The sequence below is a fragment of the Streptomyces sp. NPDC052016 genome, from assembly GCF_044548445.1.
Lineage (GTDB): Bacteria > Actinomycetota > Actinomycetes > Streptomycetales > Streptomycetaceae > Streptomyces.
The window spans coordinates 77,014-89,101 of sequence record NZ_JBIUBX010000018.1 but is presented as its reverse complement, the minus strand read 5'-3'; the positions used below and the strand labels follow the sequence as shown (position 1 = coordinate 89,101).

9 protein-coding genes and 1 tRNA gene are annotated in these 12,088 nt (G+C 68.6%); all 10 read left to right on the top strand.

Translation table 11 applies throughout. The annotated features are described in order from the left end of the window. Positions 1–1,137 precede the first annotated feature (1,137 nt). The 10 genes from dnaN to ACIHAR_RS22905 all read left to right on the top strand — a co-directional run bounded on the left by dnaN (position 1,138) and on the right by ACIHAR_RS22905 (position 11,947). The gene (gene dnaN / locus ACIHAR_RS22950) at positions 1,138–2,268 is read left to right on the top strand and encodes a DNA polymerase III subunit beta (RefSeq protein ID WP_365469802.1); all 1,131 of its coding nucleotides are present in this window, start codon (positions 1,138–1,140) and stop codon (positions 2,266–2,268) included. Positions 2,269–2,453: 185 nt separating this feature from the next. Further along, positions 2,454–3,329, top strand: a complete 876-nt coding sequence (gnd, locus tag ACIHAR_RS22945) for a phosphogluconate dehydrogenase (NAD(+)-dependent, decarboxylating) (protein WP_360347316.1) — start codon at positions 2,454–2,456, stop codon at positions 3,327–3,329. A gap of 53 nt (positions 3,330–3,382) precedes the next feature. After that, the gene (recF, locus tag ACIHAR_RS22940) at positions 3,383–4,504 is read left to right on the top strand and encodes a DNA replication/repair protein RecF (RefSeq protein WP_400021417.1); all 1,122 of its coding nucleotides are present in this window, start codon (positions 3,383–3,385) and stop codon (positions 4,502–4,504) included. After that, positions 4,501–5,031: a DUF721 domain-containing protein gene (locus ACIHAR_RS22935; protein WP_400021415.1), complete on the top strand. Its 531-nt coding sequence runs from the start codon at positions 4,501–4,503 to the stop codon at positions 5,029–5,031. The genes recF and ACIHAR_RS22935 overlap by 4 nt, the downstream gene beginning before the upstream one ends. A 498-nt stretch (positions 5,032–5,529) precedes the next feature. Further along, on the top strand, positions 5,530–7,590 hold the full coding sequence (gene gyrB / locus ACIHAR_RS22930; protein ID WP_365469793.1) for a DNA topoisomerase (ATP-hydrolyzing) subunit B: 2,061 nt from the start codon (positions 5,530–5,532) through the stop codon (positions 7,588–7,590). A 42-nt stretch (positions 7,591–7,632) separates the two neighbouring features. Further along, entirely contained in the window at positions 7,633–10,245 is a 2,613-nt protein-coding gene (gene gyrA / locus ACIHAR_RS22925) for a DNA gyrase subunit A (protein ID WP_365469790.1), read from the top strand. Between the two features lie 18 nt (positions 10,246–10,263). Beyond that, on the top strand, positions 10,264–11,067 hold the full coding sequence (locus ACIHAR_RS22920; RefSeq protein ID WP_365469788.1) for a DUF3566 domain-containing protein: 804 nt from the start codon (positions 10,264–10,266) through the stop codon (positions 11,065–11,067). A gap of 111 nt (positions 11,068–11,178) precedes the next feature. Continuing rightward, positions 11,179–11,255 (top strand) — tRNA-Ile (locus ACIHAR_RS22915). Positions 11,256–11,443: 188 nt separating this feature from the next. Beyond that, positions 11,444–11,632, top strand: a complete 189-nt coding sequence (locus ACIHAR_RS22910) for a hypothetical protein (protein WP_365469785.1) — start codon at positions 11,444–11,446, stop codon at positions 11,630–11,632. A gap of 123 nt (positions 11,633–11,755) precedes the next feature. Further along, positions 11,756–11,947 (top strand): hypothetical protein, encoded by a 192-nt coding sequence (locus ACIHAR_RS22905; protein WP_388751425.1) that lies wholly within the window; start codon positions 11,756–11,758, stop codon positions 11,945–11,947. Positions 11,948–12,088 lie beyond the last annotated feature (141 nt).

Sequence of the window (12,088 nt, the reverse complement as noted above, 5' to 3'; positions counted from 1 at the left end):
TCGCGTCAAGGGGCGCCCTCATCCTGCGGAGGGGCGCCCTTCCGGGGTGGCGTCCTTCTTGGGTCGAGTCCGAGCAGGCCGGCTCCCGGAGCCCGCAGAAGCCACGCGTACGCGCCACCGGCCCCCGCGCGGCACCCGGCCGCCGATGTCCGCCCAAGCGTCGAAAGAGCGCGCGCGGGATCGCGGAAAAGCGCATCCGGGCGAGGCGTACCGGCAGCCCGGGGAAGGCGTACTCGGCGGCCGGGCAAGGCGTACTGGCGGCCGGGGAGGTGCGCAGCGGCACCTCCGAGGAGCCCTGTCCGGCGCCGCGCAGGTGTCCGCCCCGCGTCGGCGGCGGAGCCCGCCCGTCATCCGCTGTTCGATTAGCTGCCGCGTTACGGCCACTCTCCACAGATTCGGCGACTTTTTCCCCTCCACAGGCTGGGGACTGTGGAGTTGTCCAGATCGTTTCCACAGGCAACCCTGTTGAAAGACCATCGGACCAGGTCAGCCGGTTGTGGATTCGTGGACGAACGATCTCCACAGACTGTGGACAGCGAGACGATCCACACCCTGTGCACGAAGTTGTCCACGGGCAACCCACAGGGTCCGGCGGGTTGTCCCCAGCGATCGTCGGCTTCTCCACATGCCTGTCCACTGTTCGGCAAGGCGATCCGCCTCCTCACCGTGTCGAGTGAAAGGCGTCACACGAAGCTGCCGGGTTGGGCTGTGGGAAAGACGGGTAAACCTGGGGACGGCGTTGGGGAGAAGTCGGCTCAGCCTGTGCACGGGGTGTGCAGAACTTTCCGTTCTCCACAGAGCGCCCCGGTTGTCCACCGCCTCCGCCCACAGGGCCCGTGGACAAAATCTCGCCTCTGAGCTGCGACAACGCGGTTATCCACGGTATCCACAGGCCCTACTACTACTCCCGACTAGAGAGAGCCCGGAATCCGTTTCGAAGGGGGTCCTGTGCACAACTCGCTCTTCGGCCCCCGGCTGCCCCTCGTCACGACTTGACCCCGAGAGGCACCTACTGTCAGTGCGGTGCGTCAGACTGGACCCCGGTGGTCCTTCCCCTCTCAGGGGCCGACGACACCGAGACAGACGACGAAGGCCAGGCAGGGCGAGAAGCGCCGGCAACAGCAGGAGGCGGCAAGAGTGAAGATCCGGGTGGAACGCGACGTACTCGCGGAGGCAGTTGCCTGGGCGGCGCGCAGCCTCCCGGCCCGTCCGCCGGCGCCTGTCCTCGCCGGCCTCCTGCTGAAGGCCGAGGACGGAGCCCTCAGCCTCTCCAGCTTCGACTACGAGGTCTCCGCGCGCGTGTCGGTGGAGGCCGAGGTCGAGGAGGAGGGCACCGTCCTCGTCTCCGGCCGCCTGCTCGCGGACATCTGCCGCGCCCTCCCCAACCGTCCGGTGGAGATTTCCACAGACGGTGTACGGGCGACGGTGGTCTGCGGCTCGTCCCGCTTCACCCTCCACACCCTGCCTGTGGAGGAGTACCCGTCGCTGCCGCAGATGCCGAACGCCACGGGCACGGTCCCCGGTGAGGTCTTCGCCTCCGCGGCCGCCCAGGTCGCCATCGCCGCCGGCCGTGACGACACGCTGCCCGTCCTGACCGGTGTGCGCATCGAGATCGAGGGCGACACCGTCACGCTGGCCTCCACCGACCGCTACCGCTTCGCGGTCCGCGAGTTCCTGTGGAAGCCGGAGAACCCGGAGGCGTCCGCGGTCGCCCTGGTGCCCGCCAAGACGCTCCTGGACACCGCCAAGGCGCTGACCAGTGGCGACAGCGTCACGCTCGCGCTGTCCGGCTCAGGCTCGGGTGAGGGCCTGATCGGTTTCGAGGGCGCCGGCCGGCGGACGACGACGCGTCTGCTGGAGGGCGACCTCCCGAAGTACCGCACGCTGTTCCCGACCGAGTTCAACAGCATCGCCGTCATCGAGACCGCGCCCTTCGTGGAGGCCGTCAAGCGCGTGGCGCTGGTCGCCGAGCGCAACACTCCGGTGCGGCTCAGCTTCGAGCAGGGCGTGCTCATCCTGGAGGCCGGGTCCAGCGACGACGCACAGGCTGTGGAAAGGGTCGACGCCCAGCTCGAGGGCGACGACATCTCCATCGCCTTCAACCCGACCTTCCTGCTGGACGGCCTGAGCGCCATCGACTCCCCGGTGGCCCAGCTGTCCTTCACGACGTCCACGAAGCCCGCGCTGCTCAGCGGCAAGCCGGCGGTGGACGCCGAGGCGGACGAGGCCTACAAGTACCTGATCATGCCGGTGCGCCTGAGCGGCTGACCGGCCGAGCCGTCGAGGGTTGTCCACAGGCCGTGGAGAAAGTGGCCCGGCCTGTGGGGAAACCCGCAGGTGGGACCGTACGTCTGAGCGCGTATGCCCACAGGTGTGCGTGAGCGTCCGGGTTTAGGCTCGGACATGGGTACGAAGGTGCCCCACATGCCACACAGCGACCTAAGGAACAACTGATGGAGCTCGGTCTCGTCGGCCTCGGCAAGATGGGCGGCAACATGCGCGAGCGGATTCGCCGCGCAGGCCACACCGTCATCGGATACGACCGCAACCCGGACCTCGCCGATGTCCACAGCCTCTCCGAGCTTGTGGGCAAGCTCAGGGGCCCGCGCGTCGTATGGGTGATGGTCCCGGCCGGTGCCCCCACCCAGTCGACCATCGACGAGCTCGCCGAGCTGCTCGAGCCCGGTGACGTCGTCGTGGACGGCGGCAACTCCCGCTGGACGGACGACGAGAAGCACGCCGAGGAGCTGGCGGCCAAGGGCATCGGCTTCGTCGACTGCGGCGTCTCCGGCGGCGTCTGGGGCCTGGAGAACGGCTACGCCCTGATGTACGGCGGCGACGCGGAGAACGTCGCCAAGGTGCAGCCGATCTTCGACGCGCTCAAGCCCGAGGGCGACTTCGGCTCCGTGCACGCCGGCAAGGTCGGCGCGGGCCACTTCGCGAAGATGGTCCACAACGGCATCGAGTACGCCATGATGCAGGCCTACGCCGAGGGCTGGGAGCTCCTGGAGAAGGTCGACTCGGTCACCGACGTGCGCGAGGTGTTCCGCTCCTGGCAGGAGGGCACGGTCATCCGTTCCTGGCTGCTGGACCTCGCGGTCAACGCCCTCGACGAGGACGAGCACCTGGACAAGCTGCGCGGTTACGCACAGGACTCCGGCGAGGGCCGCTGGACGGTGGAAGCCGCCATCGACAACGCGGTACCGCTCCCGGCGATCACCGCGTCCCTGTTCGCGCGGTTCGCCTCCCGTCAGGAGGACTCGCCGCAGATGAAGATGATCGCGGCGCTGCGCAACCAGTTCGGCGGCCACGCGGTCGAGAAGAAGTAGTCCACAGGGCCGCCCGGCGGTCCACAACCCTGGGGGAGGTCGGCGAAACGACCATGCACGTCACGCATCTGTCGCTGGCCGACTTCCGCTCCTACGCCCGGGTCGAAGTCCCGCTCGACCCGGGCGTCACGGCCTTCGTCGGCCCGAACGGGCAGGGCAAGACGAACCTCGTCGAGGCCGTCGGCTACCTCGCCACCCTCGGGAGCCACCGCGTCGCCTCCGACGCGCCCCTCGTGCGCATGGGTGCCGACCGCGCGGTGATCCGGGCGCAGGTCCGCCAGGGCGACCGGCAGCAACTGGTCGAACTGGAGCTGAACCCCGGCAAGGCCAACCGCGCCCGCATCAACAGGTCCTCGCAGGTCAGGCCGCGTGACGTGCTGGGCATCGTACGGACCGTGCTGTTCGCGCCCGAGGACCTCGCCCTGGTGAAGGGCGACCCCGGGGAGCGGCGCCGCTTCCTCGACGAGCTCATCACCGCGCGCTCCCCGCGCATGGCCGGAGTGCGCTCCGACTACGAGCGGGTGCTGAAGCAGCGCAACACCCTGCTGAAGTCGGCCGCGCTGGCCCGTCGCCACGGCGGCCGTTCCATGGATCTGTCCACGCTAGACGTGTGGGACCAGCACCTCGCGCGCGTGGGCGCCGAACTGCTCGCCCAGCGGCTCGACCTGGTGGCGGCGATCCAGCCGCTGGCCGACAAGGCGTACGAACAGCTGGCCCCCGGCGGCGGGCCGGTCGCCCTGGAGTACAAGCCGTCGGCGCCGGGTGAGGCGCACACCCGCGAACACCTCTACGAACAGCTGATGGCCGCGCTCGCCGACGCCCGGAAGCAGGAGATCGAGCGGGGCGTCACCCTCGCGGGCCCGCACCGGGACGATCTGGTCCTCAAACTCGGTGAGCTGCCGGCCAAGGGTTACGCCTCCCACGGCGAGTCCTGGTCCTACGCGCTCGCCCTGCGGCTGGCCTCGTACGACCTGCTGCGCGCCGAGGGCAACGAGCCCGTGCTGATCCTCGACGACGTCTTCGCCGAGCTGGACGCCCGGCGCCGTGAGCGGCTGGCAGAGCTGGTCGCGCCCGGAGAGCAGGTCCTGGTGACGGCCGCGGTCGACGACGACGTACCGCATGTGCTGACGGGTGCGCGGTACGCCGTGTCGGACGGGACGGTGGAACGCGTATGACCGACCAGGAACCCAAGAGGACGACCGAGCCCTCCGGCGTCGACCTCGCGCGCGTGACGCTCCGGGCGGCCCGCGAACAGGCACGCGCGCGGGGAGACGCGGCACAGCAGAAGAAGCAGGCGCGGCGCGGGGGCGGCCTGCGCTCGGGCGCGCGTGCGGACGGCCGCGACCCCATGGCGCTCGGCGCGGCGATCAACCGGCTGCTCACCGAGCGCGGCTGGGAGGCGCCGGCCGCGGTCGGCGGGGTGATGGGCCGCTGGCCGCAGATCGTCGGCGAGGACGTGGCCAAGCACTGCGTGCCGGAGCGGTACGACGAGGACGAGCGCGTCCTGGTCGTGCGCTGCGACTCCACGGCCTGGGCGACCAACCTGCGCCTGCTCGCCCCGACCCTGGTGGCGCGCCTGAACGAGGACCTCGGGCAGGGCAGGGTGCGGCAGATCAAGGTCCAGGGGCCCGGCGGGCCCGCCCGTCGCTACGGCCCCCTGCGCGCTCCGGGCAGCAGGGGTCCCGGCGACACCTATGGGTGACATACGTCACGTCTTCCAGGCCGGAACGGTCCCTTCGTACCGTTCCGGCCCTCCTTTTACGGGGCCACGGGAAGGCGCCTCGAGGGCTCTCGAGAGGTGCCTTGCAGGCCCTCGGGAGGCGTCGTTCGGTGCTTGTCCGGCCGCCGTTCGACGCTTCCTCCGTGCTCGCACGCGGTTGCGAATCCGGAACTGACTCCGCAGTAGCCAAGGGTTGACACCCAGAAGCGCTGAGTGCCTCTGTGAGCCTCTTGGAGCCCCGCTCCGTATATGGGGACCCGGCCGAGACCGGTTGAGGGCGGCACATGCGGACTCAGGTACCGGCAAACCCCCATCACTGTCAGCGCTACCGGTAGACTGGAAGCCAATCCCGCCCCCAACGTGGGGACCGCCCGGGAAAAGCTGAGCAACGCTGATCAAGGCTTACCAACGCAACATGCCGCAGCCGCTCCGGCAACCCGCCGACGAGCTCGGCTCGTGCTGTGCCAGAAAGGGCGCTTCGTGGCCGATTCCGGCAACCCCAACGAGAACATCCCGTCCACCGACGCAGGCGTGACCAGCGAGGCGATCACCTCCAACGGCGAGGTCACCGCCTCGTACGACGCCAGTGCCATCACCGTCCTCGAGGGTCTGGACGCGGTCCGCAAGCGACCCGGTATGTACATCGGTTCCACCGGTGAGCGCGGCCTGCACCACCTCGTGTACGAGGTCGTCGACAACTCCGTCGACGAGGCGCTCGCCGGGCACGCGGACACGATCGAGGTGACGATCCTCGCCGACGGCGGCGTCCGCGTCGTCGACAACGGCCGTGGCATCCCGGTGGGCATCGTCCCGTCCGAGGGCAAGCCGGCCGTCGAGGTCGTGCTGACCGTGCTCCACGCGGGCGGCAAGTTCGGCGGCGGCGGCTACGCGGTCTCCGGTGGTCTGCACGGCGTCGGCGTCTCGGTCGTGAACGCCCTGTCCAGCAAGGTCTCCGTCGAGGTGAAGACCGACGGCCACCGCTGGACGCAGGACTACAAGATGGGCGTCCCGACGGCCCCCCTGGCCAAGCACGAGGCCACGGACGAGACCGGGACCTCGGTCACCTTCTGGGCCGACGGCGACATCTTCGAGACCACCGACTACTCCTTCGAGACGCTGTCGCGGCGCTTCCAGGAGATGGCGTTCCTCAACAAGGGTTTGACGATCAAACTCACCGACGAGCGCGAGTCGGCGAAGGCCGTGACCGGTGCCGACGAGGCCGGTGCGGACGAGAAGGACGAGGTCAAGACCGTCACGTACCACTACGAGGGCGGCATCGTCGACTTCGTGAAGTACCTCAACTCCCGCAAGGGGGACGTGGTGCACCCCTCCGTCATCGACCTGGAGGCCGAGGACAAGGACCGGAGCCTGTCCCTCGAGGTCGCGATGCAGTGGAACGGCGGCTACACCGAGGGTGTCTACTCCTTCGCCAACATCATCCACACGCACGAGGGCGGCACGCACGAAGAGGGCTTCCGCGCCGCGCTGACGAACCTGATCAACAAGTACGCGCGCGACAAGAAGCTGCTGCGGGAGAAGGACGACAACCTCACGGGCGACGACATCCGCGAGGGTCTGACCGCGATCATCTCGGTCAAGCTGAGCGAGCCCCAGTTCGAGGGCCAGACCAAGACCAAGCTGGGCAACACCGAGGCGAAGACCTTCGTCCAGAAGGCGGTCTACGAGCACCTCAACGACTGGCTGGACCGCAACCCGGTCGAGGCCGCGGACATCGTCCGCAAGGGCATCCAGGCGGCCACCGCGCGCGTGGCGGCCCGCAAGGCCCGTGACCTGACGCGCCGTAAGGGTCTGCTGGAGTCGGCGTCCCTGCCGGGCAAGCTCTCCGACTGCCAGTCCAACGACCCCACCAAGTGCGAGATCTTCATCGTCGAGGGTGACTCCGCCGGCGGTTCGGCCAAGTCCGGCCGCAACCCGCAGTACCAGGCGATCCTCCCGATCCGCGGCAAGATCCTCAACGTCGAGAAGGCCAGGATCGACAAGATCCTGCAGAACCAGGAGATCCAGGCGCTGATCTCCGCCTTCGGCACGGGCGTGCACGAGGACTTCGACATCGAGAAGCTCCGCTACCACAAGATCATCCTGATGGCGGACGCCGACGTCGACGGCCAGCACATCAGCACCCTGCTGCTGACCTTCCTGTTCCGCTTCATGCGGCCGCTGGTCGAGGCCGGGCACGTGTACCTCTCCCGCCCCCCGCTGTACAAGATCAAGTGGGGCCGGGACGACATCGAGTACGCCTATTCCGACCGCGAGCGCGACGCGCTGATCGAGATGGGCCGGCAGCGCGGCAAGCGCGTCCGCGAGGACTCGATCCAGCGCTTCAAGGGTCTCGGCGAGATGAACGCCGAGGAGCTGCGCGTGACGACGATGGACCAGGAGCACCGGGTGCTGGGCCAGGTCACCCTCGACGACGCCGCCCAGGCCGACGACCTGTTCTCGGTCCTGATGGGCGAGGACGTAGAGGCCCGCCGCGCGTTCATCCAGCGCAACGCCAAAGACGTCCGCTTCCTCGACATCTGAGTCGGTCTCAGCTGACCGCACCAGGAAGGATCTTCACCAGCAATGGCCGACGAGACCCCGAACATTCCCTCTGGCCCCGTCACCCCCGAAGAGGGCGGCGAGGTCGCGATGCGCGTCGAGCCCGTCGGGCTCGAGACGGAGATGCAGCGCTCGTACCTGGACTACGCGATGTCCGTCATCGTGTCCCGTGCGCTGCCCGACGTCCGTGACGGTCTCAAGCCCGTCCACCGCCGCGTCCTGTACGCCATGTACGACGGCGGTTACCGCCCCGAGCGCGGCTTCTACAAGTGCGCCCGCGTGGTCGGCGACGTCATGGGCAACTACCACCCCCACGGCGACAGTTCGATCTACGACGCGCTCGTCCGCCTCGCCCAGCCGTGGTCGATGCGGATGCCGCTGGTGGACTCCAACGGCAACTTCGGCTCCCCGGGCAACGACCCGGCGGCGGCGATGCGCTACACCGAGTGCAAGCTGGCGCCGCTGTCGATGGAGATGGTCCGTGACATCGACGAGGAGACCGTCGACTTCACGGACAACTACGACGGCCGTTCCCAGGAGCCGACGGTCCTGCCGGCCCGCTTCCCGAACCTGCTGATCAACGGCTCGGCCGGTATCGCGGTCGGCATGGCGACCAACATCCCGCCGCACAACCTGCGCGAGGTCGCCTCCGGCGCCCAGTGGTACCTGGAGAACCCCGAGGCCTCGCACGAGGAGCTGCTCGACGCGCTCATCGAGCGCATCAAGGGCCCGGACTTCCCGACCGGCGCGCTGGTCGTCGGCCGCAAGGGCATCGAGGAGGCGTACCGCACCGGCCGCGGCTCCATCACCATGCGCGCGGTCGTCGAGGTCGAGGAGATCCAGAACCGCCAGTGCCTGGTGGTCACGGAACTGCCCTACCAGGTCAACCCGGACAACCTCGCGCAGAAGATCGCCGACCTGGTGAAGGACGGCAGGATCGGCGGTATCGCGGACGTCCGCGACGAGACGTCGTCCCGTACGGGTCAGCGCCTGGTCATCGTCCTGAAGCGGGACGCGGTCGCCAAGGTCGTCCTCAACAACCTGTACAAGCACACCGACCTGCAGACCAACTTCGGCGCCAACATGCTGGCGCTGGTCGACGGTGTGCCGCGCACGCTGTCCCTGGACGCGTTCATCCGCCACTGGGTGACGCACCAGATCGAGGTCATCGTCCGCCGCACGCGTTTCCGTCTCCGCAAGGCGGAGGAGCGCGCCCACATCCTGCGCGGCCTGCTGAAGGCCCTGGACGCCATCGACGAGGTCATCGCGCTGATCCGGCGCAGTGAGACCGTCGACGTCGCGCGCACGGGCCTGATGGAGCTCCTGGAGATCGACGAGATCCAGGCCAACGCCATCCTCGAGATGCAGCTGCGCCGCCTGGCCGCACTGGAGCGCCAGAAGATCGTCCAGGAGCACGACGAACTCCAGGCGAAGATCAACGAGTACAACGAGATCCTCGCGTCCCCGATCCGCCAGCGCGGCATCGTCAGCGAGGAGCTCGCCGCGCTCGTCGAGAAGTACGGCGACGACCGCAAGACCAAGCTGGTGCCCTACGACGGTGACATGTCCATCGAGGACCTGATCGCCGAGGAGGACATCGTCGTCACCGTCACGCGCGGCGGCTACGTCAAGCGCACCAAGACGGACGACTACCGCGCCCAGAAGCGCGGGGGCAAGGGTGTGCGCGGCACGAAGCTCAAGGAAGACGACATCGTCGACCACTTCTTCGTGTCGACCACGCACCACTGGCTGCTGTTCTTCACCAACAAGGGCCGCGTCTACCGGGCCAAGGCGTACGAACTTCCCGACGCCGGGCGCGACGCGCGGGGCCAGCACGTCGCCAACCTGCTGGCCTTCCAGCCGGACGAGGCGATCGCCGAGATCCTCGCGATCCGCGACTACGAGGCGGCGCCGTACCTCGTCCTGGCCACCAAGGCCGGCTTGGTCAAGAAGACGCCGCTGAAGGATTACGATTCGCCTCGTTCCGGCGGCGTGATCGCGATCAACCTCCGGGAGCGGGAGGACGGTTCCGACGACGAATTGATCGGTGCCGAACTCGTCTCGGCCGACGATGATCTGCTTCTGATCAGCAAGAAGGCACAGTCGATCAGGTTCACCGCCTCCGACGACACTCTGCGCCCGATGGGCCGCGCCACCTCGGGCGTGAAGGGCATGAGTTTCCGCGAGGGCGACGAGCTCCTCTCGATGAATGTTGTTCGACCCGGTACGTTCGTGTTCACTGCCACCGACGGCGGGTACGCGAAGCGGACCGCCGTCGACGAGTACCGCGTCCAGGGTCGCGGCGGCCTCGGCATCAAGGCCGCCAAGATCGTGGAGGACCGTGGTTCTCTCGTCGGCGCGCTGGTGGTCGAGGAGACCGACGAGATCCTCGCCATCACGCTGGGCGGCGGTGTGATTCGTACGCGAGTCAACGAGGTCAGGGAGACGGGCCGTGACACCATGGGCGTCCAACTGATCAACCTGGGCAAGCGCGATGCCGTCGTCGGCATCGCACGTAACGCCGAGGCGGGGCGCGAGGCGGAGGAGGTCGACGGCGACATCGCCGTGGACGACGAGACCGCCGAGGACGCCGCGACCAGCGGCACGGACGAGGGTGAGGCGCCCTCGGCTGAGTAGCACGAGGAGTGAGTCATCGTGAGCGGAGCCACGGGCGCAGGTTCGGTCGGAACGCCGGCCGGAACCTCTGCCGGTCCTTCTACCGGTCCTTCTGCCGGTAAGGAGACGGACGGCGGCGGCCGTGGCTCCGCCGCGCCGGTGGGGGACGCGCGCGCGACCGATGCGCGCGGCGTCGACGGGCGGGCGGTGGACACGCACACCACCCAGCTCAAGGCCGTCAAGGCATCGACGGCCGACTCGTCCTCGCCCGACGGACAGGGATCGAGGGGATCCCAGGGGGGAACCGTGACGGACACCCGAGGCCCGCAGGCCCACCAGGAGGCGTCCCCGTTGCCCGGGGAGCGGCAGCCGCAGCAGCCCACCGGGCCGTACCACCCGCCGCAGGCCTACCAGACGCAGGCTCCGTCCGGCGCGGTACGCCGGCCGCGCACCGGCGCCCGCACCACGCCCCGCGTGCGCAAGGCACGGCTGCGCGTGGCGAAGGCCGACCCGTGGTCGGTGATGAAGGTCAGCTTCCTGCTCTCCATCGCGCTCGGCATCTGCACGATCGTCGCGGCCGCCGTCCTGTGGATGGTCATGGACGCGATGGGCGTCTTCTCGACGGTCGGCGGCACGATCTCGGAGGCGACCGGCTCCAACGAGTCGAACGGCTTCGACCTCCAGTCGTTCCTGTCCCTCCCCCACGTCCTGATGTTCACGTCGATCATCGCGGTCATCGACGTCGTCCTCGCGACGGCCCTCGCGACCCTCGGCGCCTTCATCTACAACCTGTCGGCGGGCTTCGTTGGCGGTATCGAGCTGACGCTGGCCGAGGACGAGTGACCTGCGGCCGAACGCTTCGGGGCGGTCCTCGGACTATCGATTTTGGGACTGCCCCGGTCGTGCGCTAATCTTCAGGAGTCAGCGCGCGGGACACACACCGCAGAGCGCGGCGGGGCTATAGCTCAGTTGGTTAGAGCGCATCCCTGATAAGGATGAGGCCACAGGTTCAAATCCTGTTAGCCCCACCAGCGAGAAGACCCCCAGTCGATACCGGCTGGGGGTCTTCGACGTCTACGGCCGGGGTGTGGCGAGCCCGGGGGCGGCCCGGTGCGCGAGGCGTGGAATCGGATCACCCACCTAATCGGGTGACAAAGCGGATCCGGACATGTCGATGAGGGCAGGCTGCGGACGACTGTCGTTCTTCTGGAGGAAGTTCATGCCTCGTATCGCAGCAACTGCACTGGTGGCCGTCACGATCGTCGGTTGTCTGGCGACACCGGCCGTTGCCGTGCCGGACCCGGTCGCGACCGTCGACTGCGCCGTCCAGGACGTCACGGGTCTCGTGGACCTGGCCCATCCCGGAGTCCCCACCGAAGCTCCCGCCACGGGTTGCCTGGCACCGTGACCTGCCAAGGCGTAGCCCTCGGGCGTGCCACTGGGTCCGGCGGAGCGTGGCGTGGGCATCTGCGAGTCGTTGACGGGTCCGCATCCTGTGATCGCCGGTCTCGTTGATCCGATCATGAAAAGGATGATGACCCTCCTGTCCTTTGTGGTGACTCTCGTCGCTGTGGCCGCGGGCTCAGCCGTCGCGGACGAAACCCACAGGGATTCGCACAACGCCCCGGTGGTCGCGCTCATCAACACCGGGCAGATCGACGATCCGATGGAAGACGTCCTCGAGCACACGCTCAACTTCGGCGACGGATACAAGTGGGACTAGGGGGCCTGGCAGCCCCACGAGCACAGTCCCACGAGCAGGAAGACCCCCGGTCCGGATGGATCGGGGGGCTTCGTGTGTGCGGAGTTCTGTGCGGGCGGCGGGTGCGCGGGAGCGCCTCGACAAGGAGGCTGCGCGCACGGC